Raw genomic sequence first — 26,580 nt, forward strand, 5'->3', positions numbered from 1 at the left:
ATACCTACCTCACATCCGTTGAAAAGATAAAAAATCAGGAATGTCCGGTGGTCCGGTGCATATACCCTAAGCGTGTTAAATTTTTAAATAAACTAACTTTTAGGAATATGCATAGAAGGTCTGTCACCCCGGCTCGCAGGGCGAACCGGGGCGGCGGGGTTGGTAGACCAGCACAGGCTTGGCGGCGCTGGTCGGGGCCTTGGGAGCGTACGTGGCGATGCGCAGGGTGCGGGCTGGCGCCCAGCGTGAATTATTGCCGACTCGGTCGCGAATGCAGTAGGTCACTTCGAGGCGATGGTCATCCCCGGCCTCGACGATGATCGTCGACGGCACCCACACCTGCACCGCCTTGCCGACATCGCCGGCCTGGTTTTTTGGCAGGTCCAGGCGTACGTCACCCCAGCGCAGCGTGATCTCGTCGTCGGTTGCCATGTTCAGGTACGGCTCGATGGTGAGTGGCACACCTCGGCGAATCTGGCTGCTGTTGACGCCATGGCGGCGGATGGTTTCGGGCAGGCTGACGGCGGCCAGGTTCTGGTTTTCGTCAATGCTCAGTGCACAGGGCAGGCCGCCTGGGTAATCAGTCTTGATCTGCACCCGGGTGATGGCCGAGCGCGCCGAGTCGCGTCCGACTTGCATGACCCGGTAATGAATCCGCGCCGGGCCATTTTGCACAAAGCTTTCCGGCACCCGCAGGCGGGTGGGCATGCCGATTTTGCCGGCGGTGACACGCCGGGAGGCGGCAAAGCAGTTGTTCCAGAACAACTCGATCAGGTCGCCTTCATCCATGCCGCCGTAAGGCGCGATATCGACTTGCAGGTTTGTCGCGGCGAGGGCATTGATGCCTTCTCGATTGGCTTGGGGCAAGGTCGGGGCAGTGAGCAGCGCCTGGGTGGAAATACGCTTCATAAATAATCTCCTTGATGCAGCCAGCAGCCATCGCTCCGGACATTAAGCGCGGGCAGGCGGCATAGTCCGAAAGGAACGACTTAATGAAAAACCGGAATGGATCCAATTATCTGGGTTCTAGATAAGAGGCTTGGTTAGTTGGCGTCAAGAGGCTGGGAGGGGCAAACGGGAGGTTATGGAATATTCAGAAAGGTCTTACTGGAGGGGCACTTGAAGTGAGTGTTTCAAGGTGACTTTTACCCAATGAATAAAGGGCACTTCCCAAAAAGTGCTAAAGAAGAGAGTTGCCTTTCGGCAACTCTATTAAGCGAAGATTCTTACACTTGCTAGGCACAAGTTAGTTGTTGATAAACTTGCTCAGAAACTGCCGGGTACGTTCTTCTTTCGGGTTGGCAAACAGTGCCTTTGCATCGCCTTGTTCAACAATTACACCCTTGTCGAAGAAGATCACGCGATTGGCAACATCCCGGGCAAAACTCATCTCGTGGGTCACGATGACCATGGTGCGGTTTTCTTCCGCGAGGCTGCGAATGGTCGCCAGCACTTCGCCTACCAGCTCCGGGTCCAGGGCCGAGGTGGGTTCATCGAACAGGATTACCTCAGGCTCCATCGCCAAGGCCCGGGCAATGGCTACCCGTTGCTGCTGCCCGCCGGACAGGCGCCGTGGGTAGGCGTCTTCCTTGCCCGCCAGGCCGACCCTGGCCAATAGCTTGCGGCCGAGTGCATCCGCGGCAGCCCGGGGCATCTTCTTGACCACGATCGGGCCTTCGATGACGTTCTCCAGGGCAGTGCGGTGGGGGAACAGGTTGAAGTTCTGGAACACAAAGCCCACGTGCTGGCGCAGGCGCCGCACCAGGCTTTGTTGTTGATTGAGCGGGCGGCTGCTGTCGATCTCGATGTCACCGACCTTGATCCGGCCACTGGTGGGTTCTTCGAGGAAATTCAGGCAGCGCAGGAAGGTGGTCTTGCCGGAACCGCTGGGGCCGATGATGGCGACGACTTCGCCTTCCTTGACCTCAAGGTCGATCCCGTTAAGCACCACCTGACCCTTGAATTGTTTGGTCAGTTTTTCAACCACGATCATGCTTCAAGACTCCAGGTCATGCCGGTTGACTCGTGCTTCCAGGCGGTTTTGCACGTGCGCCAGAACGCTGGCAAGAATCCAGTAGATCAAGGCGGCGGACAGATACATGGTGAAAATTTCGAAGGTACGGGCCGAGACCAATTGCGCCTGGCGAAACAACTCCGGCACCTGGATGGTGGCGGCCAGGGCGGTGTCCTTGACCAGGGAAATAAAGCTGTTGCCCAACGGCGGCAAGGCCGTGCGCATGGCCTGCGGCAGGATGGCCCGGCGCAGGGTCTGCGCACGGGTCATGCCGATACTGGCCGCAGCTTCCCACTGGCCGCGCTCGATGGAACCGATGGCGGCACGCAGGATTTCACAGGCATAGGCGGCCATGTTCAGCGAGAAGCCGATCATGGCAGCCGGGATAGGATCCAGCTCGATGCCCACTTGCGGCAAGCCGTAGTAGATCAGGAACAGCTGTACCAGCAAGGGCGTGCCGCGAAAGAACGACACGTAGACGCGGGCGGTCCAGCTCAACAGCTTGAAGCGCGACAGGCGCATCAAGGCCAGGCCGAAGCCCAGCAGCAAGCCGAAAAACATCCCGCCAAGGCTAAGAATGACCGTGTAATACGCGCCCTTGAGCAGAAAGGGCGCGGAGTCCAGCGCGAGTTGGAAACCTGCTTCCATTATTGAGTAACGTCAGCGTTGAAGTACTTCTCGGACAGCTTCTTCAAGGTACCGTCGGCGCGCAGTTCGTCGAGGGCCTTGTTCACCGCAGCCAGCAGTTCAGGCTCGCCTTTGCGCAGGGCGATACCGGCTTCCTGACGGGAGAAAGCAGCACCTGCAGCGGCAGTGTCCTTGGCTTTCTTGGCGTATTCCAGCGCCGCCAGGCGGTCGATCAGGATGGCGTCGACACGGCCGATGCGCAGGTCCTGGAACTTGGTTGGGTCATCGTTATAGGTTTTGACGATGGCTTTCGGTTGGTTTTCCTTGAGCCATTGTTCGTAGTTGGTGCCCAGGCCCACACCGATCTTCTTGCCGGCCAGGTCGTCGGCGGTCTTGATGGTGTCGACGTTTTTCGCCAGGGTCAGCGCCTGGATACCGGAGACGGTATACGGCTTGGAGAAGTCGTACTTTTCCTTGCGTGCGTCGGAGATGGTCACCTGGTTGACGACTGCGTCCAGACGCTTGGATTCCAGGGCGGCGAGGATGCCATCCCACGGCGTGGCTTGCAGCTTGACCTTGACGCCGAGCTTCTTGGCCAGCGCTTCAGACAACTCCACCTCGAAACCGCTGAGCTTGCCGCTTTCATCGACGAAGCTGAACGGTGGGTAGGTGCCTTCCAGGCCAATCTTGATTTCGCCGGCTTTCTTGATGTTGTCCAACTGCTCGCCGGCAACCGCCTGACCGAGCCACCCGGCGCCAAGCGCCAGCCCCAACGTACCAACCAGTAACGTGCGACGGAATACGGAAATAGTCATGAAGAGCCCCTGTGTTTTTATGTTGAGCGATGCAGGTGACGCGGTAGTCGTATCCTGCCTTAAAAGCGCGGTGTGTGGGAGCCGGGCTTGCCCGCGATTGCATCAACTCGGTGTTTTGGATCTGCCCAGTCATGCGTATCGCCATCAAGCTCGCCTACGGCGCGACTATAAAGCCGGTTTTTAAGACTTGAAAATAATATAAAATAAGACTGATATTTCCTTATGGAATATCAAAAGCTCGAATCATAAGCGAACAACGCCGGTGCGCCACCAGTGTGCAGGAAGATGATCGGCCCCTCTTCAAAGCGCTGGCGGCCAATGCCATCCAGCAACCCGGCCATGGCTTTGCCCGTGTAGACCGGGTCCAGCAGCAAGCCTTCCTGGCTGGCCACCAGCTTGATCGCCGCCAGCGTGCCGGCACTCGGTTCGCCATAACGGGGCGCGAAGTACTCGTCCCACAGGATCACCTTGAACGCGTCCGGCAGCGGCACGCCGAGCAATTCGGCGGTGCGTTCGGCCAGGCCTTGCACCTTGGGGCGCTGGGCTTCGTCGGTGCGGGACACCGTGACGCCAATCACTTGCAGGTCCGGCAGTACTTCGGCCAGTGCCAGTGCCAGGCCGCTGTGGGTGCCGGCGCTGCCGGAGGCCAGGACCACGGTGGAGAACGGGATGCCGCTGGCTTCAATCTGCCCGGCCAGCTCCAGCCCGGCGCGCACGTAACCCAGGGCGCCGAGGGCGTTGGAGCCACCGATGGGCACCAGGTACGGCTTCTTGCCGTTGCTGCGCAGGCGGTCGGCGAGGGCGTTGAGCTGGTCGTCGACGTTGTCCAGGTTTTCTACCAGCTCGACCTTGGCGTCGAACAGTTCCAGTAACAGGCGGTTGCCGTTGGCCAGGTAGTTGGGGTCATCGGTGCCTGTCGGGTTTTCCAGCAGGGCGACGCAGCCCAGGCCCAGCTTGGCGGCCAGTGCGGCGGTTTGGCGTACATGGTTGGACTGAATCGCGCCAGCGGTCACCAGGGTGTCGGCACCTTGGGCGAGCGCATCGGCGGCGAGGTATTCGAGTTTGCGCAGCTTGTTGCCGCCCATCGCCAATGGTGTGGTGTCGTCGCGTTTGACGTAGACGTCACGCCCCAGCCAGGCCGACAGCCGCTCGAGTTTTTCCAGGGCGGTAGCGCCGCCCAGCAGTTCCAGACGGTTAAAGCGGTCGAGCTGTTGTTTGATCATGGCTACGCACGGGTGGTCAGAGATGCACCGACTATAGGCAGGCACTTTTCAGGGGGCAACCGCCAATCGCTTATGTCTGTGGGTTATTAGCATTGCACTATTGGTTCTTAAGGACGCTCAGGTGCCTTGCCGTAAAGTGGTGGGCATTTCGTCAGGAGTGAAGACCGTGAGTGAGCGTTCCAGTCATTGGCAATTACAGACCATCGTCAGCCAGCTGCGCAGCGCCCGGGACCAGTGGCGCACCCGCAATGGCCGGGTCAGCGGCGAGCAGGGTGGGCGCGAGCTGCCTTCACGGGAAGCCGTGGCGCAGATTCTCGAGGCGTTGTGCGGTGCGCTGTTCCCCATGCGTTTGGGGCCGGTGGACCTGCGTGAAGAAAGTGAAGACTTCTACGTCGGCCATACCCTGGATGTGGCGCTGAACGCGTTGCTCGCCCAGGCGCGGCTGGAGCTGCGGTATGCCGCACGCCAAGGCGGCCAGGATGACAGTGAGGTCGACGCCCATGCCATCCACCTGATCCAGAATTTCGCCCTGGCATTGCCGGCCTTGCGCAGCCTGTTGGACACCGACGTACTTGCCGCCTACCACGGCGACCCGGCGGCCCGCAGCGTGGATGAAGTGCTGTTGTGCTACCCGGGGATTCTGGCGGTGATTCACCATCGCCTGGCGCATCACTTGTACCGGGCAGGTTTGCCATTGCTGGCGCGGATCAGTGCGGAAATCGCGCACTCGGCAACCGGGATTGATATTCACCCGGGCGCGCAGATTGGCCCGAGCTTCTTCATCGACCACGGGACAGGTGTGGTGATTGGCGAGACGGCGATCATCGGCGAACGGGTGCGTATCTATCAGGCCGTGACCTTGGGCGCCAAGCGTTTCCCGGCGGATGAAGACGGGCAATTGCAGAAGGGCCATCCGCGGCATCCGATTGTCGAGGATGATGTGGTGATCTACGCCGGGGCGACGATTCTGGGGCGGATTACCATTGGCAAGGGTTCGACCATTGGCGGCAACGTGTGGCTGACGCGGAGCGTGCCAGCGGGAGCGAACCTGACCCAGGCGAATCTGCAGCATGATGATGGGACGCAGAAGTAGCACCCCTCTCTCAAGATCACACAGATCAAATGTGGGAGCTGGCTTGCCTGCGATTGCGGTGTATCAGCAACAGATGTCTGGCTGACCTACCGCAATCGCAGGCAAGCCAGCTCCCACAATGGATCGCATTCCAGTCTCGGCCAGTATTTCCCTCAGCCATCGCTGAACGTTTCGTCATCCCCATACGTCATACCTTTCCTTGAGCTAGTGTAGGAAATACCTACCACTCGGCCCTGCGATTAGTCCTCAAACCCCTATCCATGTTTAACTTGACTGTTCGTTCAAGTTAAATCGGTGGTTCGCTGCCCGCTCACAACAGGAGGCTTACCTTTGCTGAGTCCGTTTTTTACAGCCACATCCCATACCCTTGAGGTGCACCCTTCATGAGTGCATCGTCCATACCTTCAAGCGGTCAGGTCCGCATGAACCCGCCGGTGTTTTACTTCGCCGCGAGCTTCATCCTGCTGTTCGGCCTGACTGTCATCGCGATTCCCGAACAAGCCGGCGCCTGGCTGCTGGCCGCACAAAACTGGGCGGCCAATACGGTCGGCTGGTACTACATGCTGGCGATGACCCTGTATCTGGTCTTCGTGGTGGTCACCGCGTTATCGGGCTACGGCAAGATCAAACTCGGTGCCGACCACGACGAGCCCGAATTCAGTTACCTGTCCTGGGCGGGCATGCTGTTCGCCGCCGGGATCAGCATCACGCTGTTTTTCTTTTGCGTGTCCGAACCGTTGACTCACCTGGTGCAACCGCCTCAGGGCGAGGCGCTGAACGGTGACGCGGCGCGCCAGGCCATGCAGATCCTTTTTCTGCACTGGGGCCTGCATGGCTGGGGCGTGTTCGCCTTCGTCGGCATGGCTTTGGCGTACTTCGCCTACCGGCATAACCTGCCGCTGGCGTTGCGTTCGGCGCTATACCCGCTGATCGGCAAGCGCATCAACGGCCCCATCGGTTATGCCGTGGACGGCTTCGGCATCATCGCCACGGTGTTCGGCCTTGGCGCCGACATGGGCTTTGGCGTGTTGCACCTCAACTCCGGGCTCGATTACCTGTTCGGCGTGGCCCACACCCAGTGGATCCAGGTCGGCCTCATCACCTTGATGATGGGCGCGGCAATTCTTGTCGCCGTCTCGGGCGTCGACAAGGGCGTGCGGGTGATGTCCGACATCAACATGCTGCTGGCCTGTGCGCTGCTGCTGTTCGTGTTGTTCGCCGGGCCCACCCAGCACTTGCTCAACACCCTGATCCAGAACATCGGCGACTACCTCGGCGCCTTGCCGACCAAGAGTTTCGACCTCTACGCCTACGACAAACCCAGCGACTGGCTGGGCGGCTGGACCGTGTTCTATTGGGCCTGGTGGATCGCATGGTCGCCGTTCGTGGGCCTGTTTATCGCGCGTATTTCCCGCGGCCGCACCATCCGTGAGTTCGTGTTCGGCGTGCTGTTGATCCCGTTGGGCTTCACCCTGGCGTGGATGTCGATCTTCGGCAACAGCGCCATCGACCAGGTGCTCAACCACGGCCTCACGGCGCTCGGGCAGTCGGCCATCGATGATCCGTCGATGAGCCTCTACCTGCTGCTGGAAACCTACCCGTGGAGCAAGACGGTGATCGCCGTCACGGTGTTTATCAGCTTCGTGTTCTTCGTCACTTCGGCCGACTCCGGCACCGTGGTGCTCTCGACCTTGTCGGCCAAAGGCGGCAACGCCGATGAAGACGGGCCGAAGTGGCTGCGGGTGTTCTGGGGCGCGATGACCGCGTTGGTGACCAGCGCGCTGTTGTTTGCCGGTAGCATCGACTCGCTCAAGTCGGCCGTGGTGCTGACCTCGCTACCGTTCTCGATGATTTTGCTGCTGATGATGTGGGGGCTGCACAAGGCGTTCTACCTCGAATCCCAGAAGCAGATTGCGCAGATGCATTCCCTCGCGCCGGTGTCGGGCTCACGCAAAGGCACGGGCGGTTGGCGCCAGCGTTTGAGCCAGGCGGTGCATTTCCCGTCACGGGATGAGGTGTACCGTTTCCTCGAGACCACGGTGCGTCCGGCCATCGAAGAAGTGACGGCGGTGTTTGTCGAAAAAGGCCTCAACGTCGTCACCCAGCCTGATCCGTCCAACGACAGCGTCAGCCTGGAAATCGGCCACGGCGAACAGCATCCGTTCGTGTACCAGGTGCAGATGCGCGGCTATTTCACCCCGTCATTTGCACGGGGCGGCATGGGTTCCAAGCAGCTCAACAACCGCCGCTACTACCGGGCGGAAGTGCACTTGAGTGAGGGCAGCCAGGACTACGACCTGGTGGGCTACACCAAAGAGCAGATCATCAACGACATCCTCGACCAGTACGAACGGCATATGCAGTTCCTGCATCTGGTTCGCTAAACGAAAAGGCCCTGTTCAATACCTCGAACAGGGCCTTTTTTTTGCTCCTCGTCTCTCCTCCATACTCCTCCACCCTTGGCGCGCTGAAGCGCTCGCCAGCGCCCGCAAAGCCCCGTGCTTGAAGGGTTCCTTAAATTTAATTTCATCCGGGTAAAGGGTGTTTTGACTCCGAACTGTCACATGGCCATCGCCTAATTGTGTGAAGCGTTTGACGCTTTCATTTCAGAACAGTGACGGAGACCGGTACCAATGAAGACGTTATTGAGCCCCATGGTAGGTGCCGCCATGGCGAGCTTTATGCTGTCCGCCCACGCCGATTTTATCGATGACAGCCACGCCGACGTGACCCTGCTCAACCGCTACCTCAATCAGCAGGGGCGCGATGTGGTGAACAGCAATAACAAGGCCCATAGCATCCGTGATTGGGGCCAGGGTTTTGAGTTCAACTTCAAGTCCGGCTACACCGATGGCCCAGTGGGCTTTGGCTTGGACTTGCAGGCGTTCTACGGCTTGAAACTGGATTCCGGTGGCGACCTCAATGACAAGGATCATCAGGGCCGTTACCCCGGCAGCATGTTCCCGCTGGATGACGGCAAGTCCGCCGACCAATTCGGCGTGCTCAGCCCGACCTTCAAGATGCGCTTCGCCCAGGATGAATTGCGCGTCGGCACGCTCTACGGCAACAACCCGGTACTGGCCAACACCGACGGTCGCTTGTACCAGCAGACCAACACGGGCGTGCAGCTGGTTTCCAAAGACTTGACCGACTTCACCTTTACCGCCGGTGACATCCTCAAGACCAAGATCCGCAACGAAACCGGCGACCAGGGCATGATCACCGCCGGCGGCACCAAAGAGAGTGATCGCTTCCTCTACGGTGGCGCGGACTACAAGGGTTTGCCGGACACCACCGTCAGCCTGTGGTACTCCAACCTTGAGGATTACTACCAGCAGTTCTTCCTCGGTGCCAAGCGCCATGACGCCTTGCCTGTGGGCGCAATCGACACCGACGTGCGCCTGTACCGCAGCCTGGGTGTGGGTGCAAACGCCGATGGCGACAAGGACTATTCCGCAGCCGGTTTTTATGGCGACGGCACCTCCAAGGGTCGCATCAACCAGTCCACCGTCAGCCTGCTGGAAAGCTACAGTCTGGACGGCCATACCGTCGGCCTGGGCATCCAGAAAAACAGCGGCGACAGCGACTTCCCGTACCTGGATTCCGGCCTGAACAGCGGTGCCAGCAACCAGGGCCCGGGCTCGGGCGCCGACACCCCGGCACTCACCAACATGCAACTGAACAAGTTCCAGCATGCCGGCGAGCGCACCTGGCTGGCGCAGTACAAATATGACTTCGGCAAGCTCGGCCTCAATGGCCTGACGTTCGCCACGTCCTACGCACACGGTGATGACATCCGCACCACCCAGGGCACTACCAGTGAATGGGAACGTAACGTCACAGTGGCTTACCAAGTGCCCACCGGGACACTCAAAGGCCTCGGCGTGACGTGGCGAAATGCCCACGCCAGCCCGGATATTACGGGCGCCACCGTGCAAGATGAAAACCGTCTGTATGTGAGCTATGTCGTTCCACTCTGGTAGGACTTTGCTGTAAAAGGGAAAGGCAGACTTAAGCGATTCAGCTGCTTAAAAGGCCCGGGAATATGCTTATTCCCGGGCCTTATTTGCCCCAAGTCCAAGAGAGGATTCGATGACTTACATTGCTGCCGAAAACCGCTATGAATCTATTCCTTATCGCCGCGTAGGTCGCAGCGGGCTGGTGCTGCCGGCACTGTCCCTGGGGCTGTGGCACAACTTTGGCGACAGCACCCCGATCGACACCCAGCGCGCCCTCCTGCGCACGGCGTTCGACCTGGGTATCAACCACTTCGACCTGGCCAACAACTACGGCCCCCCGTACGGCAGCGCCGAGATCAACTTCGGCCGTTTACTGCGGGAAGATTTCAAGCATTACCGCGATGAACTGATCATCTCCAGCAAGGCGGGTTGGGACATGTGGCCAGGCCCTTACGGCCAGGGCGGCGGTTCGCGCAAGTACGTACTGGCGAGCCTCGACCAGAGCCTGCAACGCCTGGGCGTCGACTACGTGGACATCTTCTACTCCCACCGTTTTGATGCCGACACCCCACTGGAAGAAACTGCCAGCGCACTGGCCACTGCCGTGCAACAGGGCAAGGCGTTGTACATCGGGATTTCGTCCTATTCCGGCGTGAAGACCCGGGAGATTGCCGCGCTGCTGCAAGAGTGGAAGGTTCCGCTGCTGATCCATCAGCCGGCCTACAACCTGCTCAATCGCTGGGTGGAAAAAGACCTGCTGGACGTCACCGAAGAGCTCGGTGCCGGGGTGATTGCCTTTACGCCGTTGGCCCAGGGGCTGTTGACCGACAAATACCTCAACGGCGTACCGGCGGATGCGCGGGTGAATCGCCCGGGTGGTGGTTCGTTGCAGGCCAAGCACTTGTCCGAGGCCAACATCGCCCACGCCCGCGCGCTGAATGAAATTGCCAAGCGTCGCGGCCAGAGCCTGGCGCAGATGGCGTTGGCGTGGACGTTGCGTGATCCACGGGTCACCAGCGCCCTGATCGGCGCGAGCCGGCCGGAGCAGATCATTGAAAACGTCGGGGCGTTGCAGAATTTGAGCTTCAGCGCGCAAGAGCTGGCGGAGATTGACCGGTTTGCCCAGGAAGGCGGGATTAACTTGTGGGAAAAGCCGTCGACGGCTGAATAAGCAGTTTCTGAATCAACACCGGTCACCTGTGGGAGCCGGGCTTGCCCGCGATGGCGGTGTGTCAGCCGATGAATATGTTGCTGACCCACCGCTATCGCAGGCAAGCCAGCTCCCACATTTGATCTGTGGTGTGCCTGCTAGAACGGCACATCCCCCAAAATCGTCGCCCGGTGCATCACCCGCCGTTGCGGCCGGTAATCATCCACCGCGTAATGCTGGGTCACGCGGTTATCCCAGAACGCCACGTCATTTTCCTGCCAACGCCAGCGAATGGTGAATTCCGGCCGTGTCGCGTGGGCAAACAGCAGCTTCAACACCGCCTCGCTTTCCGCCGGCTCCAGTTCGTTGATCTTGCTGGTGAACCCTTCACTGACGAACAACGATTTACGCCCGCTCACCGGATGCGTACGAATCACCGGATGGGACAGCGGCGGGTTCTTGCGCCGGGCTTCTTCCCAGCGCGCCAGGTCTTCCGGCGTATTGCCGTAGCGTTCCAGAGGGAAAGAGCGCGTGAAGTCATGGGTCGCCGTTAAACCGTCCAACAGCTTTTTGAACGGCTCGGACAGCGCCTCATACGCGGCAATCCCACTGGCCCACAACGTATCGCCACCAAACTCCGGCAACAGCTTGGCGCTGAGCACCGCGCCGAGGGCGGGCGTGGGCAGGAAGGTCACGTCGGTGTGCCAGATGGCGTTGTCGCGCACATCGGTCACGGCGGTGTCGAGGATCAGCACTTCAGGCTGTTCCGGCACGTTGGGGTAGATCGGGTGAATGTGCAGGTCGCCGAAATGTGCCGCGAACCGCGCCTGTTGCTGCGGGTTGATCGGCTGGTTGCGGAAGAACAGCACCGAATGTTTGAGCAGCGCCTGTTCGATAGCGTCGCGTTGTTCGATGTTCAGCGGTTGGGTGATGTCGACGCCACTGATCTGGGCGCCAAGGGCGGTGCTGAGAGGTGTTACGGTCAGGCTGCTCATGGGATTCTCGTCGAAAAATGCTTAGTGTGCCTGGCCATGCCACGGCACCAGTTTGCGCTGCAGGGCACGCAAGCCCATTTCCATCGCAAAGGCGATCAATGCGATCACCAGGATGCCCAGCACCACCACATCGGTGACCAGAAACTGCGCGGCGGACTGCACCATAAAGCCCAGGCCGCTGGTGGCGGCGATCAGCTCGGCGGCCACCAACGTCGACCAGCCGACACCGAGGCCAATCCGCACGCCGGTGAGAATGTCGGGGAGGGCGCTCGGCAGGATTACGTGACGAATCAGCTGTGCCCGTGTCGCGCCCAACGACTGCGCAGCGCGCAGTTTGGCCGGGTCGACAGTGCGTACGCCGGTGGCGGTGGCGATGGCGATCGGCGCAAAAATCGCCAGGTAGATCAGCAACACCTTGGACAGCTCGCCGATGCCGCACCAGATCACGATCAGCGGCAGGTAAGCCAGCGGCGGGATCGGGCGGTAAAACTCGATCAGCGGATCCAGAATGCCCCGGGCGATGCGGTTGGAGCCGATGGCAATCCCCACCGGCACGGCGGTCAGCACGGCAAAGCCGAGGCCGAGGCCGATACGCTTGAGGCTCGCGCCCAAGTGCTGCCACAGGGTGGAGTCCATGTAGCCAGTGGTCGCCAGCAGCCAGCCCTTTTGCAGCACGGCCGAAGGCGGTGGCAGGAACAGCGGCTCGATCAGCCCGCTGGCGGTCACGGCCCACCAAATGGCAACCAGGGTCACCAGGGTGAGCACGCTGATCCAGCGGGTGCTCAGGCTGCGGCGCACCGGCACCACCGGGGTTTGCGCGGTGCGGGTGGCCGGTAATTCGTAACTGCTCATGCGGACACCTGCCGTTGGGAGAACACCTTGCCCAGCACGTGTTCGCGGGTTTCGATAAAGCGCGGGTCGGATTTGATCGCCCGTGCAGACTCCCCGGCGGCGTAGCGCTGGCCGAAGTCCAGGCTCAGGCGCTCGACGATCTGGCCGGGATTGGGCGCCAGCAGAATCAGGTCCGTAGCGAGGAACACCGCTTCTTCGATGTCGTGGGTAATCAGGAACACCGGCTTGGCTGTGCGCCGCCAGACTTGCAGCAACAGTTCCTGCATCTGTTCGCGGGTGAAGGCATCGAGGGCGCCGAACGGTTCATCCATCAGCAATACGCGCGGGTCAGCAGCCAACGCGCGGGCCAAGCCCACACGTTGCTTCTGGCCACCGGAGAGTTGCCAGATGCGGCGGCCGTCGAAGCCGGCGAGGTCCACCAGGGCGAGCATTTCCCGAGCGCGGATTTCGCGCTGGGCCTTGGGTACGCCCGCCAGTTCCAGGCCGAAGCCGACGTTGGCCAGCACGTCCTGCCAGGGCAGCAGGGCGTCGTCCTGGAACACCACGCCGCGTTCGGCGCTCGGTCCTTTTACCGGCACACCATCAAGGGTGATGCGCCCGGCGCTGGGTTCGACAAAGCCGGCAATCAGGTTCAACAACGAAGTCTTGCCACTGCCGGAAGGGCCGAGGGCTACCAGCAATTGCTGGGGCCCAAGGCTCAGGGAAATATCGGCCAGTACGGGCTCCGGGCTGCCTGGGTACTGTGCGCTGATGCGCTCCAGTTGTAGCAAGGCCATCGCGGTGAACTCCTGGTATCAGTTAGTGATGAACTTCGGGCTGACGTACGGGGCGTAGTCCGGCAGTACGGCGTCGACCTTGCCCTGTTCCTTGAGGAACGCGGCGGTGTCGGTGACGGCCTTGGTGGTCGGTGCGCCGAGCAGGGTCACCTGGTCAGCCGCCAGCGGGTAGACGTTGCCTTGCAGCAGCAGCGGAATGTCGCTGGCTTTGGCCCCGGAGAGCTTCACCAGTTTGTCGACGTTGCCTTTGTCCGCCAGCCAGGCTTGTGGGTCTTTGCGGTAAGCGGCGTAGGCGTCCAGGGTGACCTTGGCAAAAGCCGTGACGATTTCCGGGTGCTTCTCGGCGAAATCCTTACGCACGATCCAGGCATCGAAAGTCGGTGCGCCAAATTTGGCCAGTTCGCCGGAGGTGATCAGCACCTTGCCGTTTTCCTTGGCTACGCCCAGAGCCGGGTCCCATACGTAGGTGGCGTCGATATCACCGCGCTTCCAGGCGGCGATGATGGCCGGCGGCGCGAGGTTGAGGATGGTCACTTTGGAGGGGTCGATGTTCCAGTGCTTCAGCGCGGCCAGCAGGCTGTAGTGGCCGGTGGAAACGAACGGCACGGCGACTTTCTTGCCGATCAGGTCCTGCGGGCTGTTGATCCCGGAACCGTTGCGGGCCACCAGGGCTTCGGCGCCGCCGATCTGGGTGGCGATCAGGAAAGTTTCTACCGGGACCTTGCGGGTCACGGCAGCGGTCAGCGGGCTGGAGCCCAGGTAGCCGATCTGCACGTCGCCGGAAGCGATGGCGGCGATGATGTCTGCACCGTTGTCGAATTTGCGCCAGTCGATCTTGGCGTTGGTGGCTTTTTCGTAAGCGCCGTCGGCCTGGGCGACTTTCGCCGGGTCAACGGTGGTCTGGTAAGCGATGGTGACGTCGGCGGCCTGGGCAAACAGGCTGGCGCCGGCCAGGGACAATGCCGCCAAGAGGCGAAGGGGGAAGTGCAGTTTCAAGGGGAGGTCCTCATCAGGCGGCCGGAGGTCGGCGTGTGAGAAGACTAAATGATCTAAGAATCCGAAAATAAATAACCTTTTCGAATTAGCTTATGAGGAGAAACTTGAGCGCCAGGCTAGAAGGCGCATGGGCCAAATGTGGGAGCTGGCTTGCCTGCGATAGCATCGACTCGGTACTAATGAAATACCGCGGCGCCTGCATCGCGGGCAAGCCCGGCTCCCACAAGAGCCCGGCCCCCACAGGGTTTTGTGTCAGGCTTTTAGTTGCTGATGGCGAGGATGCTCGCCTGGTACGACCCGACAAACACGTCAAAATCGCCCACTTCGTTCTGCTCCAGCTCCGCCTGTTGCGCCAGCGAATTACGCGCCAGCTCTTCAAAGCGTGCCTGTTCCTCAGCCTTCAACGGCTCGCTGCGGAAGTGTTCGGCATGCACCTGGCTCTGATGCAACGAGAACTGCGCAAAGCTCTCTTTACGCTCGCTCATCGCCGCCAGCACCTGGGCCGACGGGGTCAGGGACGAATCCTTGACCTTCGCCAACTGGGCGTCCAGCGCCTGGCTGTGTTCATTGATGCCCTGGCTCTGGTCCAGCAAGGCTGCCAACGGAGCAATTTGCTCCAGCAACTCGGCGGCCCATTCCTTCATGTCCACCGATTCGCCACGGCGCTGCAATTGCAGGCCCGGACGGCGACCTTCCTTGACCACGCTAAGGAAGTTGGAGGTGGCGTTGCCGCACTCGTTGTCGGCGAACAGCGGGCTGTCATTCAGCGCGCAATACAGCAGGAACGCGTCGAGGAAGCGCGACTCTTGCAAGTCGATGCCCATCGGCAGGAACGGGTTGATGTCCAGGCAGCGCACTTCGATGTACTGGATGCCACGGGCCATCAGCGCCTGGATCGGCCGCTCGCCGGTGTAGGTCACGCGCTTGGGCCGGATGTTGGAGTAGTACTCGTTTTCGATCTGCAGGATGTTGGTGTTGAGCTGTACCCACTCACCGTCCTTATGGGTGCCGACTTCGACGTACGGCGCGTAGGGCGTTGCCACCGCTGTGCGCAGGCTGTCGGTGTAGCTCGCCAGGTCGTTGTAGCAAGGCGTCAGGCCGGCCTGGGCGTTGCTCTGGTAACCCAGGTCGCTCATGCGCAGGCTGGTGGCGTATGGCAGGTACAGCGTTTCGGCGTCCAGCACTTCCAGCTGATGCGAGCGACCACGCAGGAAACCCGCGTCCAGGGCCGGCGAGGCGCCGAACAGGTACATCAGCAGCCAGCTGTAGCGGCGGAAGTTGCGAATCAGCGCGATATAGGCGGTGGACTGGTAGTCGCGGTCGGTACCCACGAAGCCTTCGGCTTCCTTGAGCAGCGGCCACAGCTCTTCCGGCAGGGAAAAGTTGTAGTGGATCCCGGCGATGCACTGCATGGTCTTGCCGTACCGCAGGGCCAGGCCCTTGCGATACACGTACTTGAGCTGTCCGATGTTGGAGGTGCCGTAGTAGGCAATCGGAATATCTTCCTCGGCCGGCAACGGGCACGGCATCGATGGACTCCACAGGTACTCGTTGCCGAGCTTGCTGTAGGCAAAACGGTGGATCTTGTCGAGGCTGCTCAAGGTATCGGCCGGGTTGGCCAACGCCGGGGTGATGAACTCAAGCAGCGACTCGGAATAGTCGGTGGTGATTTGTTCGTGGGTCAGTGCAGCGCCCAGCGCCTCGGGATGCGGCGTTTGTGCCAGTCGGCCTTCACCGGTGACGCGCAGGCATTCGCGCTCGATGCCGTGCAGGCATTGCTCGAGCAAAGAGAGGTGTTCGTGCTTGCCGAGCAGGGCCAGGCGGCGGTTGAGAAGTTCGCTCAAGTTGGATTCCTTCACGCGTCAGTCGCCCCAATATGGGGGTGGGCAGGACGGTCTACAAGGGTGAAGTGGAAACTGGCGTTATCGCCTGGTTTTCGAGCCGGATTGACCCACTCTGAAAGAGCCGCCCTCGTCCCTGATTCTGGCTATCGCGCACGAGGAAAAGTTCGGCGCAACTTTCGAAGCGCCGAAATTAACTCAAATCGATGACAGGGAGCTATAGGACAGCGAAGGTGCCTTGTGCTTTTGCGACCAGTTTTTCGTCCTGGTACACGTCCGCCTCGACCACCAGCGTGCGCCGACCCGGGTGAATCACCCGGGCAGTGCACAGCACATCGCCCTCGGAAACGGCGCGGATGTAGTTGATCTTGCATTCGATGGTCGCGCTCTGCTGGTCGAAACCATGGGAGCTGGAGCAGGCCAGCCCCATGGCAATGTCCACCAGGCTGAAGATCGCCCCGCCATGGAGCTTGCCAGCGCGGTTGCGCAACTGCGGCTCCAGGGTCATGGCCACCTCTGCAACCCCGGTTTCCAGGCGTTGCAGGCGGCAGCCAATGAGTTCGCTGAAAGCGCTGTGGGTCAAGCCGGCTGGCAGTTCCATTAACGTTTCTTCAGTTGTTTGGCGTTGGCGAACAGCGAAGCCATGGCGTTGTTGGCCGGGGCTGGCGCAGTGGTTTCCTTGCGGGGTGCGCTGCCTTGGGACTGGCGTGGCGCCGAGCCTGGGCGTGCGCCGCGGGCACCGTCGATTTTCTCGCCTGGGGTGTCGCTCATGCGCATCGACAGGCCGACGCGTTTGCGCGGGATGTCGACTTCCATGACCTTGACCTTGACCACGTCACCGGCTTTCACCGCTTCGCGCGGGTCCTTGATGAACTTCTCCGAAAGCGCGGAGATATGCACCAAACCGTCCTGATGCACGCCGATATCCACAAACGCGCCGAAGTTGGTCACGTTGGTGACGACGCCCTCGAGGATCATCCCCAGTTGCAGGTCCTTGAGGTCTTCGACGCCGTCCTGGAACTCGGCGGTCTTGAACTCGGGACGCGGGTCGCGGCCAGGTTTTTCCAGTTCTTGCAGAATGTCGGTAATGGTCGGTACGCCGAAGGTTTCGTCGGTGTACTTTTTCGGGTCCAGGCGCTTGAGGAACGCGGCGTCGCCGATCAGCGAGCGGATGTCACGGTCGGTTTCAGCGGCGATGCGTTGCACCAGCGGGTAGGCTTCCGGGTGGACGGCCGAGGAGTCCAGCGGGTTGTCACCGTTCATGACGCGCAGGAAGCCGGCGGCCTGTTCGAAAGTTTTTTCGCCCAGGCGTGCGACTTTTTTCAGTGCTGCGCGGGTCTTGAACGCACCGTTCTCATCGCGGTGGGTCACGATGTTCTGCGCCAGGGTGGTGTTGAGGCCGGAGATCCGGGCCAACAGCGCTACCGAGGCGGTGTTCACGTCCACGCCGACCTTGTTCACGCAGTCTTCCACTACCGCATCCAGGCCGCGTGCCAGTTTCAGCTGCGACACGTCGTGCTGGTACTGGCCGACGCCGATGGATTTCGGATCGATCTTCACCAGCTCGGCCAGTGGGTCCTGCAGGCGGCGAGCGATGGACACGGCGCCACGGATCGACACGTCGAGGTCCGGAAATTCCTTGGACGCCAGTTCAGACGCGGAGTACACCGAAGCGCCGGCCTCGGAGACCATCACCTTGGTCATCTGCATGCCTGGGTATTTTTTGATCAGCTCGGCGGCCAGCTTGTCGGTTTCACGGCTGGCGGTGCCGTTGCCGATGGCGATCAGGTCCACCGAGTGCTTGGCGCACAGGGCGGCCAGGATCGCAATGGTCTGGTCCCACTTGTTGTGTGGCACGTGGGGGTAAACTGTGGCGTGATCCAGCAGCTTGCCGGTGGCGTCGACCACGGCAACCTTGCAGCCGGTGCGCAGGCCCGGGTCGAGGCCCAGGGTTGCGCGTGGGCCGGCGGGTGCGGCCAGCAGCAGGTCGTGCAGGTTGTGGGCGAATACGCTGATGGCTTCGGTCTCGGCGCCGTCGCGCAACTCGCCCAGCAGGTCGGTTTCCAGGTGGGTGTAGAGCTTGACCTTCCAGGTCCAGCGCACGACTTCACTGAGCCACTTGTCCGCAGGACGATTCTGATTCTGGATGCCGAATTGTTGACCGATCATGCCTTCGCACGGGTGCATGGTGCCTGGCAGCTCGTCGCCGACTTTCAGCGCGGAGCTCAGGATGCCTTCGTTGCGACCGCGGAAAATCGCGAGGGCGCGGTGGGACGGCATGCTTTTCAGCGGCTCATCATGTTCGAAGTAGTCGCGGAACTTGGCGCCTTCCTCTTCCTTGCCGGCGATCACGCGGGCACTGAGGGTGGCTTCCTGCTTCAGGTAATTGCGCAGTTTTTCCAGCAGGTTGGCGTCTTCCGCGAAGCGCTCCATGAGGATGTACTTGGCGCCTTCGAGGGCGGCCTTGACGTCGGCGACGCCTTTTTCGGCATCGACAAAACGTGCAGCTTCGGTTTCCGGGGCCAGGGACGGGTCGTTGAACAGGCCGTCTGCCAGCTCGCCGAGGCCGGCTTCCAGGGCGATCTGGCCCTTGGTGCGGCGCTTCTGCTTGTACGGCAGGTACAAGTCTTCGAGGCGGGTCTTGGTGTCGGCGAGCTTGATGTCGCGTTCCAGTTGCGGGGTCAGCTTGCCTTGCTCTTCGATACTGGCGAGGATGCTGATACGCCGTTCGTCGAGTTCTCGCAGGTAGCGCAGGCGCTCTTCCAGATGCCGCAACTGGATATCATCGAGGCTGCCGGTGACTTCTTTACGGTAACGGGCGATGAAGGGCACTGTGGAGCCTTCATCCAGTAGAGCGACGGCCGCTTCGACCTGTTGTGGGCGTACACCGAGTTCCTCGGCGATGCGGCTGTTGATGCTGTCCATAAAACCACCTGAAATTCTGAAAGCAGGCTCGCAGGCCCGGAAAACAAGGCTTGCGAGGCTGGTTGAGCGGCCCGACTGGCGCCGCTGCCTGGGTCAAGAGGCAGCCTATTGACCCTCGAAATCGAAAAAATCACTACAAGCGGGTGAAAAAATCCCCTGGCAGTAAACGGTAACGAACTGACGTTGCCCTGCACAAAGGCGCCGCATTATAACCAGCGTTCCGCCCTTGGGGGGATTGCCGCCAAGGTTGTAGGGCGCGGGTTCGCTGGCGGTAGAGGAAAAATCTGCTAACAATGCACACGGTGCGTATAACGGCAGCTACGCCATAATGCGCGCCGAGATAAGAGGAGCATCTAATGAGCAGCACTGCACAAACTGCTGAAGGCGAAAAAATTCTCATCGTTGATGACGATCCGGGGCTGAGCAGCCTGCTGGAGCGTTTCTTCAACTCCAAGGGCTATCGCGCACGCGCGGTGCCAAACACCGAACAGATGGACCGCCTGTTGGGACGTGAAGTCTTCAACCTGGTGGTGCTGGACCTGATGCTGCCCGGCGAAGACGGCCTGACCGCCTGCAAACGCCTGCGCGGTGCCAACAATCAGATCCCGATCATCATGCTGACCGCCAAGGGCGATGAGCTGAGCCGTATCAAGGGCCTGGAACTGGGTGCCGACGATTACCTGGCCAAGCCGTTCAACCCGGATGAGCTGATGGCGCGGGTCAAGGCCGTACTGCGTCGCCAGGCCGCCCCGGTACCGGGTGCCCCAGGCAGCGAAGACGAAAGCGTGACCTTCGGTGACTACGAGCTGTCGCTGGCCACCCGTGAGCTCAAGCGTGGCGATGAAGTGCACATGCTGACCACCGGCGAATTCGCCGTGCTCAAGGCACTGGTGATGAACGCTCGCCAGCCGCTGACCCGTGACAAGCTGATGAACCTGGCCCGTGGCCGCGAGTGGGACGCCCTGGAGCGCTCCATCGACGTACAGATATCCCGTCTGCGCCGGATGATCGAACCCGATCCATCCAAGCCGCGTTATATCCAGACGGTGTGGGGTGTGGGTTACGTGTTTGTGCCGGATGGCACTGCAACCAAGTGACCGATGATTTGCAGAAGCGGGCTCGCCGGTGTTGACTCGATAAGAGTCAGCCGGTTGCCCGGCGTTTGCAATTCTGCGAGCCTCGCTCGCTCCTGCAAGGTGTCTAGCTGTCTTCTATGAAAACCCCGTTGTGGTTCCCCCAAAGTTTTTTCTCACGCACCCTTTGGCTGGTGCTCATCGTCGTACTGTTTTCCAAGGCCCTGACACTGGTTTATCTGTTGATGAACGAAGACGTGCTGGTGGACCGGCAGTACAGCCACGGTGTCGCCCTGACCTTGCGCGCCTACTGGGCCGCAGACCCCGAGAACCGCGAGAAGATCGCCAAGGCTGCCACCCTGGTCCGGGTCGCAGGTGCGGGCGTGCCCGAGGGCGAGCAACATTGGCCCTACAGCGAAATCTACCAACGACAGATGCAGGCCGAACTGGGTGAGGACACCGAGGTACGGCTGCGCATGCATGTGTCGCCGGCGCTGTGGGTGCGGGCCCCGAGCCTGGGGGAGGACTGGCTGAAGGTGCCGCTGTACCCGCATCCACTGCGGGGGCAGAAGATCTGGAACGTGCTGGGCTGGTTCCTGGCAATTGGTTTGCTTTCCACCGCGTCTGCCTGGATTTTTGTGCGCCAGCTCAACCAGCCGCTCAAACGCCTGGTGTTTGCTGCACGCCAGCTCGGTCAGGGCCGTAGTGTGCGGCTGCCCATCAGCGACACGCCGAGTGAAATGACCGAGGTGTACAGCGCGTTCAACCAGATGGCCGAGGATGTCGAACAGGCGGGGCGCGAGCGCGAGCTGATGCTGGCGGGGGTGTCCCATGACCTGCGCACGCCATTGACGCGTTTGCGGCTTTCCCTGGAGCTGATGGGCAACCACACCGACCTTACCGACGACATGGTCCGCGATATCGAGGACATGGACGCGATTCTCGATCAGTTCCTCGCGTTTATCCGCGACGGTCGCGACGAGGTAGTGGAAGAAGTCGACCTGACGGACCTGGTGCGTGAGGTGGTGGCGCCCTACAACCAGAACGGTGAGCAGGTGCGGATGCGCCTGGAACCGATCCAGCCGTTCGCGTTGCGTCGGGTCTCGATGAAACGCCTGCTGAACAACCTGATTGGCAACGCCCTGCATCACGCCGGTTCCGATGTGGAAGTGGCGGCCTACGTTTCCGGGGATACCAGCGCGCCGTATGTGGTGCTGAGTGTCATGGACCGTGGCGCCGGTATCGATCCCGCAGAGCTGGAAGGCATCTTCAACCCGTTCACCCGTGGCGATCGTGCCCGGGGCGGCAAAGGTACGGGCCTGGGGCTTGCGATTGTGCGGCGGATTGCTTCGATGCATGGCGGCAATGTCGAATTGCGTAACCGGCCGGATGGCGGTTTGGAAGCACGGGTTCGCTTGCCGTTGGGGCTGATGTTGCCCAGGGACGCGGTCTAAATGTGGGAGCGGGCTTGCTCGCGAAGGCGGTGGGTCAGTCCATAGAAATGTTGACTGATCCACCGCCTTCGCGAGCAAGCCCGCTCCCACACTGGTTTTGCGGTGCTTTACAGGTTGGGAGTCCTCAACCTTTGCCTTTGGTCCTGGTCATATTCGGCCCACCATTCTTCTCCAGATGCTGAATGATGATCCCCGCCACATCCTTGCCGGTGGTGGTCTCAATCCCTTCCAGGCCCGGTGACGAGTTCACCTCCATCACCAGCGGCCCGTGGTTGGAGCGCAAGATATCCACACCCGCCACACTCAACCCCATGACCTTGGCTGCCCGCAGGGCCGTCATGCGTTCTTCCGGGGTGATCTTGATCAGGCTGGCGCTGCCGCCACGGTGCAGGTTGGAGCGAAACTCACCCGGCTTGGCCTGGCGCTTCATCGCGGCAATCACCTTGTCGCCCACCACGAAGCAGCGGATATCTGCACCGCCGGCCTCCTTGATGTACTCCTGCACCATGATGTTCTGCTTGAGGCCCATGAACGCCTCGATCACCGACTCGGCCGCTGTCGCGGTTTCACACAGCACCACGCCGATGCCTTGGGTGCCTTCCAGAACCTTGATCACCAGGGGCGCGCCATTGACCATGTCGATCAGGTCGGGAATGTCATCCGGGGAGTGCGCAAAGCCGGTCACCGGCAAACCAATGCCACGGCGCGACAGCAACTGCAACGAGCGCAGCTTGTCCCGCGAACGGGCGATGGCTACCGATTCATTCAGGGGGAACACCCCCATCATTTCAAACTGGCGCAACACCGCGCAGCCATAGAACGTCACCGAAGCACCGATACGCGGAATCACCGCATCGAAACCTTCCAGCGGTTTGCCCCGGTAGTGGATCTGCGGCTTATGACTGGCAATGTTCATATAGGCGCGCAACGTATCGATCACCACCATCTCATGGCCACGTTCGGTGCCGGCCTCGACCAGGCGACGGGTGGAATACAGACGCGGGTTACGCGACAGCACAGCGATCTTCATGCAACACCTGTGGCAGAGGTAGTAGAGACCGGGAACACCGGCTTGTCTTGAACGTATTTGAGGCCGGGATTGACCACCAGTTGGCCGTCAATCAGGGCTTTGGAGCCGAGCAACAGGCGATAGCGCATCGCCTTGCGGCAGGCGAGGGTGAATTCCACCCGCCATACCCGATCGCCCAGGGCCAGGGTGGTGCTGATCACGTACCGCACCTGGGCCTGGCCGTTGGAGCTTTTAATGGTTTTCATCGCCACCAGCGGCGCTTCGCAGCGCCGGTGGCGCAGTTGCACCACGCTGCCCAGGTGCGCGGTAAAGCGCACCCACTTCGCACCGTCGCGCTCAAACGGCTCGATCTCGGTGGCGTGCAGGCTCGAGGTGCTGGCGCCGGTGTCGATCTTGGCGCGCAGGCCTGCCACTCCCAGGTCGGGAAGTGCCACCCACTCACGCAGACCCACAACGGTCAAATGGTCAAATGTCTTCAATATGAATAACCGGCAATTAATTCGCCCAGGCGTCGGGTGATACCTTGGCCAGGGCTTTGAATGCAGGCTTGGCGAACCAGTAGCCTTGCATCAGGAATATTCCGCAGTCGGCGAGAAAGTCCCGCTCACCGGCACTTTCGATGCCCTCGGCGATGACAGTAACGCCCAACTGCTCACAGATTGTGACAATCCCCCGGACGATCACCTGACGGACACGATCACGGTCGACATCGCGGATCAGCGCCATGTCGAGTTTGATCAAGTCGGGTTGGAAATCAGCCAGCAGATTCAGCCCCGAATAGCCCGCCCCGAAATCGTCGATGGCGGTCTTGAAGCCGAATTCTCGGTATTCACGCAGAATATTCGTCAAATGGCGATAGTTATCTACGTGCTCGCTTTCCAGTGTTTCAAAAATCAGTCGGTCCAGCGGAAAATTGTGTGCGCGAGCGGCCTCCAGGGTGCTGCGAATGCACAGCTCTGGCCGGTAGACGGCGTTGGGCATGAAGTTGATTGAAAGGTGCGTCTGCATGGCCAGTGTCGAGGCGGTGGCGATCGCCTTGGTGCGGCATTGCTGGTCGAAACGGTAGCGATTGCTGTCGTTGACCTGATCCAGCACCGACAGCGCGCCCTCACCATTCACGCCGCGCACCAAGGCTTCATGGGCAAAAATCGACTGGTCCCGCAGGTCCACGATAGGCTGATACGCAAAGTCAAACTCAAAGCCCAGCGGTTCGCTTTGCTGGCAACCCGCACAGGCTTGTTTGGGCGAGGTGAGTGAAATGGGAAAGTCGGTCACGCGTTAACCTCGCGAAAACAGGATGCTACCTGGCGTATCTTAGGTGAGCTCAAGGGTTTATGCGTTGAAGGGGTTCAACGTTAAAGTTGCGACATTTTTCAGAGCGAGGAATTCAAGTGGCTCAGAAGCAGGAAGAGGAAGAAAAAGTCCGTTTGGACAAGTGGTTGTGGGCGGCGCGCTTCTTCAAGACCCGCGCCCTGGCCAAAGCGGCCATCGAGAGTGGCAAGGTGCATTGGCGCGGAGAGCGTTGCAAGCCCGGCAAGGAGCCGCGCATCGGCGATGAATTCCAGATTCGTGCCGGTTTTGATGAGCGAACCGTCGTGGTCCAGGCGCTTTCAATTGTACGAAAGGGCGCTCCCGAGGCGCAGGCGTTGTATACCGAAACCGAAGCCAGCATCGCCAAGCGCGAAAACGCGGCGGCCATGCGCAAGGCGGGCTCCCTGGGCATGACCACTGACGGCAAGCCGAGTAAGAAACAGCGGCGCGACCTGTTCAAGTTTCGCGGCAGTGGCAATGATGATTAACCGGAAAACCGCAGGAGCCAGGCGGCTCCTGCAACTTCCACTCAAGCGCTGCGGATAACGCTCAAGCGATTGACCAACGGTACCCGCTGAAACCAATCCAGCAGCGGCGTCGTCACCCGCACCAATCCCCCGGAAACCTTCGCCGCAAACGGCGTGTAGTAACCCCAGCCCAACGCCAACAGCGCCAGCAACACCCCGCCGATGTAATCGTCCTGCCCCCAATGCGCGCCGGCCACCAGCCGCGGCATCATGAACAGCAGCGCCAGCCCCCAAATCACCACAATCTGGCTGATCCGTTTGGCAAACACCGTCATAAACATCCCCCAGATCAACAACACCGACGCGTGATCCCCCGGGAAACTCTGGCTGGAGCGGTCCTTCAGTTCCCACGTCTTCTCAAGGCCCGGGAAATAGTCGCTCATCTGAATCGCCCCGCTGATTACCATCGACGGGCTATGGTGTTGCCAGCCCATCTGGGCCGCGAGCTTGGAAAACAGCATGCGGATAAACAGCAACAGCAGCAGAATGCCCAGGAATCCGAAAAACGCCTGGCGCACGTGAATTGCCTTGAACACCCAGTCGCCACGAATCAACAGGGCCAGCAGAATCACCCCGACCACCGCATCGAACGGTCGCAAACTCGCCACCGCCCACACATGCAGCCACGTCGAGCTGCTCGCCAACGGGTCGTTGAGCAGATGAAACAGCCACTCGTCGAAAACTACGCAGAGCGCCTGGCCCGCCGGCCAGAGCCAAAAACACAGGAGTCCCACAGCGAGTAAATTACACAGGGCCAAGCGCCCGAGGTTCCACTTGGCTTGGAACAGACCCGGATTGTTCATAAACTGTTTCCTCTTTGCTTTAAAGCGCTTCGTTTTCCCGCAGAAGGCCGCACCAAAACGGTGCTAAAGCGTGTAATTTTATAAACGTTGTCATCATTTTGTCATCAATTCAGATACCCAGACCTATGACTGATCTACCGGATACCGACTTCACCCAACGCTTCATCTTCGACGACAGCGACGCCCGCGGCGAACTGGTCGCCCTGGAGCGCAGCTATGCCGAAGTCCTCGCCAAGCACCCCTATCCGGAGCCGGTTGCACAATTGCTCGGCGAACTGATGGCGGCCGCCTCGCTGCTGGTAGGCACCCTGAAGTTCGACGGCTTGCTGATCCTGCAGGCCCGCTCCGAAGGCCCGATCCCGCTATTGATGATCGAATGTTCCAGCGAGCGCGAGATCCGTGGCCTGGCCCGATACGACGCCGACCGGATTGCCCCAGATGCGACCCTGGCCGACCTGATGCCTGACGGTGTGCTGGCGCTGACCGTCGACCCGACGGTTGGCCAGCGCTACCAAGGCATCGTCGACCTCGACGGCGAAACCCTGTCCGACTGCTTCACCAACTATTTCGTGATGTCCCAGCAAGTGGGCACCCGCTTCTGGCTCAACGCCGACGGCAAGCGTGCCCGTGGCCTGCTGCTGCAACAACTGCCGGCCGACCGTATCAAGGATGAAGAGGACCGTGCCGACAGCTGGGCCCATATCACCGCCCTGGCCGGTACCTTGAAAGCCGAAGAACTGCTGGGCCTGGACAACGAAACCATCCTGCACCGCCTCTACCACGAAGAGGCCGTGCGCCTGTTCGACGTGCAATCCCTGCGATTCCACTGCAGCTGCTCCCGCGAACGCTCGGCCACGGCCTTGGTCAGCCTGGGCCTGGAAGATGCGCAGGACCTGGTGGTGGAACACGGTGGCAACATCGAGATCGATTGCCAGTTCTGTAACCAGCGCTACCTGTTCGACGCCGCCGATATTGCTCAATTATTCGCCGGCGCGGGCGTAGACACCCCTTCAGGCACCCGCCACTAAAACGTTTAAGCACAGGTAAATCACCTGACAAACGCCGGATTTCCGCCGTTCTGACCGGAGGGCCCTACTCTTTTTGGGCTTTTCTGGC

At 60.7% G+C, this 26,580-nt stretch carries 24 protein-coding genes; 8 read left to right on the forward strand and 16 right to left on the reverse strand.

Annotated features, from left to right (window positions below; genetic code table 11):
• Window positions 1–123: 123 nt before the first annotated feature.
• The 5 genes from ACUN0G_RS00280 to ACUN0G_RS00300 form a co-directional block, all read right to left on the reverse strand.
• Window positions 124–909, reverse strand: coding sequence for a hypothetical protein (locus ACUN0G_RS00280; RefSeq protein WP_445572458.1), 786 nt, complete (start codon window positions 907–909; stop codon window positions 124–126).
• 337 nt (window positions 910–1,246) lie between these two features.
• Window positions 1,247–1,993 carry an L-cystine ABC transporter ATP-binding protein TcyN gene (tcyN, locus tag ACUN0G_RS00285; RefSeq protein ID WP_063033598.1) on the reverse strand — a complete coding sequence of 249 codons (747 nt, stop codon included), beginning with the start codon at window positions 1,991–1,993 and terminating at the stop codon, window positions 1,247–1,249.
• Window positions 1,994–1,996: 3 nt separating this feature from the next.
• Window positions 1,997–2,662 (reverse strand): cystine ABC transporter permease, encoded by a 666-nt coding sequence (tcyL, locus tag ACUN0G_RS00290; RefSeq protein WP_063033597.1) that lies wholly within the window; start codon window positions 2,660–2,662, stop codon window positions 1,997–1,999.
• Window positions 2,662–3,456: a cystine ABC transporter substrate-binding protein gene (tcyJ, locus tag ACUN0G_RS00295; RefSeq protein ID WP_003211859.1), complete on the reverse strand. Its 795-nt coding sequence runs from the start codon at window positions 3,454–3,456 to the stop codon at window positions 2,662–2,664. The genes tcyL and tcyJ overlap by 1 nt, the downstream gene beginning before the upstream one ends.
• Before the next feature lie 230 nt (window positions 3,457–3,686).
• Entirely contained in the window at window positions 3,687–4,679 is a 993-nt protein-coding gene (locus tag ACUN0G_RS00300) for a D-cysteine desulfhydrase (RefSeq protein ID WP_421524610.1), read from the reverse strand.
• 166 nt (window positions 4,680–4,845) lie between these two features.
• Here ACUN0G_RS00300 and epsC point away from each other — a divergent pair, with 166 nt between their 5' ends.
• The 4 genes from epsC to mgrA all read left to right on the forward strand — a co-directional run bounded on the left by epsC (window position 4,846) and on the right by mgrA (window position 10,902).
• Window positions 4,846–5,772: a serine O-acetyltransferase EpsC gene (gene epsC / locus ACUN0G_RS00305; protein WP_445572459.1), complete on the forward strand. Its 927-nt coding sequence runs from the start codon at window positions 4,846–4,848 to the stop codon at window positions 5,770–5,772.
• 422 nt (window positions 5,773–6,194) lie between these two features.
• Window positions 6,195–8,156 (forward strand): choline transporter BetT, encoded by a 1,962-nt coding sequence (gene betT / locus ACUN0G_RS00310; RefSeq protein ID WP_177025968.1) that lies wholly within the window; start codon window positions 6,195–6,197, stop codon window positions 8,154–8,156.
• Between the two features lie 270 nt (window positions 8,157–8,426).
• Window positions 8,427–9,755 carry an OprD family outer membrane porin gene (locus tag ACUN0G_RS00315; protein ID WP_445575502.1) on the forward strand — a complete coding sequence of 443 codons (1,329 nt, stop codon included), beginning with the start codon at window positions 8,427–8,429 and terminating at the stop codon, window positions 9,753–9,755.
• A gap of 109 nt (window positions 9,756–9,864) precedes the next feature.
• Complete coding sequence (gene mgrA / locus ACUN0G_RS00320) at window positions 9,865–10,902, forward strand: L-glyceraldehyde 3-phosphate reductase (RefSeq protein ID WP_003211877.1); 1,038 nt, start codon at window positions 9,865–9,867, stop codon at window positions 10,900–10,902.
• 137 nt (window positions 10,903–11,039) lie between these two features.
• Here mgrA and tauD read toward each other — a convergent pair whose 3' ends face one another.
• The 7 genes from tauD to ACUN0G_RS00355 all read right to left on the reverse strand — a co-directional run bounded on the left by tauD (window position 11,040) and on the right by ACUN0G_RS00355 (window position 19,266).
• A complete protein-coding gene (tauD, locus tag ACUN0G_RS00325) occupies window positions 11,040–11,876 on the reverse strand; it encodes a taurine dioxygenase (protein ID WP_258343178.1) in 837 nt (278 codons plus the stop codon).
• 21 nt (window positions 11,877–11,897) lie between these two features.
• Window positions 11,898–12,728 (reverse strand): taurine ABC transporter permease TauC, encoded by an 831-nt coding sequence (gene tauC, locus ACUN0G_RS00330; protein WP_076018188.1) that lies wholly within the window; start codon window positions 12,726–12,728, stop codon window positions 11,898–11,900.
• Window positions 12,725–13,504 (reverse strand): taurine ABC transporter ATP-binding subunit, encoded by a 780-nt coding sequence (gene tauB / locus ACUN0G_RS00335; RefSeq protein ID WP_258343182.1) that lies wholly within the window; start codon window positions 13,502–13,504, stop codon window positions 12,725–12,727. Before tauB ends, tauC begins: the two co-directional genes overlap by 4 nt.
• Before the next feature lie 18 nt (window positions 13,505–13,522).
• On the reverse strand, window positions 13,523–14,500 hold the full coding sequence (gene tauA, locus ACUN0G_RS00340; protein ID WP_003213167.1) for a taurine ABC transporter substrate-binding protein: 978 nt from the start codon (window positions 14,498–14,500) through the stop codon (window positions 13,523–13,525).
• Window positions 14,501–14,760: 260 nt separating this feature from the next.
• Window positions 14,761–16,344 (reverse strand): glutamate--cysteine ligase, encoded by a 1,584-nt coding sequence (gene gshA, locus ACUN0G_RS00345; protein WP_445572460.1) that lies wholly within the window; start codon window positions 16,342–16,344, stop codon window positions 14,761–14,763.
• 214 nt (window positions 16,345–16,558) lie between these two features.
• Window positions 16,559–16,942, reverse strand: coding sequence for a PaaI family thioesterase (locus tag ACUN0G_RS00350; protein WP_421524613.1), 384 nt, complete (start codon window positions 16,940–16,942; stop codon window positions 16,559–16,561).
• Entirely contained in the window at window positions 16,942–19,266 is a 2,325-nt protein-coding gene (locus tag ACUN0G_RS00355; protein WP_421524614.1) for a Tex family protein, read from the reverse strand. Before ACUN0G_RS00355 ends, ACUN0G_RS00350 begins: the two co-directional genes overlap by 1 nt.
• Window positions 19,267–19,622: 356 nt before the next feature.
• On the opposite strand from ACUN0G_RS00355, the gene ompR reads away from it, so the two are divergent.
• Entirely contained in the window at window positions 19,623–20,363 is a 741-nt protein-coding gene (gene ompR / locus ACUN0G_RS00360) for an osmolarity response regulator transcription factor OmpR (protein WP_003213175.1), read from the forward strand.
• A 116-nt stretch (window positions 20,364–20,479) separates the two neighbouring features.
• Complete coding sequence (locus ACUN0G_RS00365) at window positions 20,480–21,793, forward strand: ATP-binding protein (RefSeq protein WP_003213176.1); 1,314 nt, start codon at window positions 20,480–20,482, stop codon at window positions 21,791–21,793.
• Between the two features lie 124 nt (window positions 21,794–21,917).
• Here the strand turns inward: ACUN0G_RS00365 and rimK are convergent, their stop codons facing one another.
• Genes rimK through rimA form a run of 3 tightly spaced genes read right to left on the reverse strand, consistent with a single transcriptional unit; the run spans window position 21,918 to window position 24,098 of the window.
• Window positions 21,918–22,823, reverse strand: a complete 906-nt coding sequence (gene rimK / locus ACUN0G_RS00370) for a 30S ribosomal protein S6--L-glutamate ligase (RefSeq protein ID WP_010214091.1) — start codon at window positions 22,821–22,823, stop codon at window positions 21,918–21,920.
• Window positions 22,820–23,302 carry a retropepsin-like aspartic endopeptidase RimB gene (gene rimB / locus ACUN0G_RS00375; RefSeq protein WP_026078048.1) on the reverse strand — a complete coding sequence of 161 codons (483 nt, stop codon included), beginning with the start codon at window positions 23,300–23,302 and terminating at the stop codon, window positions 22,820–22,822. The genes rimK and rimB overlap by 4 nt, the downstream gene beginning before the upstream one ends.
• Window positions 23,303–23,318: 16 nt before the next feature.
• Window positions 23,319–24,098 (reverse strand): S6 modification regulatory phosphodiesterase RimA, encoded by a 780-nt coding sequence (rimA, locus tag ACUN0G_RS00380; protein ID WP_421551609.1) that lies wholly within the window; start codon window positions 24,096–24,098, stop codon window positions 23,319–23,321.
• Window positions 24,099–24,214: 116 nt separating this feature from the next.
• Here rimA and ACUN0G_RS00385 point away from each other — a divergent pair, with 116 nt between their 5' ends.
• Window positions 24,215–24,622, forward strand: coding sequence for an RNA-binding S4 domain-containing protein (locus tag ACUN0G_RS00385; protein WP_017478112.1), 408 nt, complete (start codon window positions 24,215–24,217; stop codon window positions 24,620–24,622).
• Between the two features lie 41 nt (window positions 24,623–24,663).
• Here the strand turns inward: ACUN0G_RS00385 and ACUN0G_RS00390 are convergent, their stop codons facing one another.
• A complete protein-coding gene (locus tag ACUN0G_RS00390) occupies window positions 24,664–25,464 on the reverse strand; it encodes a phosphatase PAP2 family protein (RefSeq protein ID WP_445572461.1) in 801 nt (266 codons plus the stop codon).
• A 125-nt stretch (window positions 25,465–25,589) separates the two neighbouring features.
• Here ACUN0G_RS00390 and hslO point away from each other — a divergent pair, with 125 nt between their 5' ends.
• Window positions 25,590–26,492, forward strand: a complete 903-nt coding sequence (hslO, locus tag ACUN0G_RS00395) for an Hsp33 family molecular chaperone HslO (protein ID WP_003213189.1) — start codon at window positions 25,590–25,592, stop codon at window positions 26,490–26,492.
• The last annotated feature ends 88 nt before the right edge of the window (window positions 26,493–26,580 follow it).

The sequence above is a fragment of the Pseudomonas sp. 32A genome, assembly GCF_052682255.1.

What these genes read in the sequence shown, in the direction of transcription:
- tcyJ (WP_003211859.1), bottom strand. Translation starts at nt 3,456, where the DNA reads ATGACTATTTCCGTATTCCGTCGCACGTTACTGGTTGGTACGTTGGGG.
- tcyN (WP_063033598.1), bottom strand. Translation starts at nt 1,993, where the DNA reads ATGATCGTGGTTGAAAAACTGACCAAACAATTCAAGGGTCAGGTGGTG.
- tcyL (WP_063033597.1), bottom strand. Translation starts at nt 2,662, where the DNA reads ATGGAAGCAGGTTTCCAACTCGCGCTGGACTCCGCGCCCTTTCTGCTC.
- rimK (WP_010214091.1), bottom strand. Translation starts at nt 22,823, where the DNA reads ATGAAGATCGCTGTGCTGTCGCGTAACCCGCGTCTGTATTCCACCCGT.
- ACUN0G_RS00355 (WP_421524614.1), bottom strand. Translation starts at nt 19,266, where the DNA reads ATGGACAGCATCAACAGCCGCATCGCCGAGGAACTCGGTGTACGCCCA.
- ACUN0G_RS00315 (WP_445575502.1), top strand. Translation starts at nt 8,427, where the DNA reads ATGGTAGGTGCCGCCATGGCGAGCTTTATGCTGTCCGCCCACGCCGAT.
- ACUN0G_RS00300 (WP_421524610.1), bottom strand. Translation starts at nt 4,679, where the DNA reads ATGATCAAACAACAGCTCGACCGCTTTAACCGTCTGGAACTGCTGGGC.
- betT (WP_177025968.1), top strand. Translation starts at nt 6,195, where the DNA reads ATGAACCCGCCGGTGTTTTACTTCGCCGCGAGCTTCATCCTGCTGTTC.
- ompR (WP_003213175.1), top strand. Translation starts at nt 19,623, where the DNA reads ATGAGCAGCACTGCACAAACTGCTGAAGGCGAAAAAATTCTCATCGTT.
- ACUN0G_RS00390 (WP_445572461.1), bottom strand. Translation starts at nt 25,464, where the DNA reads ATGAACAATCCGGGTCTGTTCCAAGCCAAGTGGAACCTCGGGCGCTTG.
- tauB (WP_258343182.1), bottom strand. Translation starts at nt 13,504, where the DNA reads ATGGCCTTGCTACAACTGGAGCGCATCAGCGCACAGTACCCAGGCAGC.
- ACUN0G_RS00350 (WP_421524613.1), bottom strand. Translation starts at nt 16,942, where the DNA reads ATGGAACTGCCAGCCGGCTTGACCCACAGCGCTTTCAGCGAACTCATT.
- hslO (WP_003213189.1), top strand. Translation starts at nt 25,590, where the DNA reads ATGACTGATCTACCGGATACCGACTTCACCCAACGCTTCATCTTCGAC.
- tauC (WP_076018188.1), bottom strand. Translation starts at nt 12,728, where the DNA reads ATGAGCAGTTACGAATTACCGGCCACCCGCACCGCGCAAACCCCGGTG.
- ACUN0G_RS00280 (WP_445572458.1), bottom strand. Translation starts at nt 909, where the DNA reads ATGAAGCGTATTTCCACCCAGGCGCTGCTCACTGCCCCGACCTTGCCC.
- ACUN0G_RS00365 (WP_003213176.1), top strand. Translation starts at nt 20,480, where the DNA reads ATGAAAACCCCGTTGTGGTTCCCCCAAAGTTTTTTCTCACGCACCCTT.
- mgrA (WP_003211877.1), top strand. Translation starts at nt 9,865, where the DNA reads ATGACTTACATTGCTGCCGAAAACCGCTATGAATCTATTCCTTATCGC.
- tauD (WP_258343178.1), bottom strand. Translation starts at nt 11,876, where the DNA reads ATGAGCAGCCTGACCGTAACACCTCTCAGCACCGCCCTTGGCGCCCAG.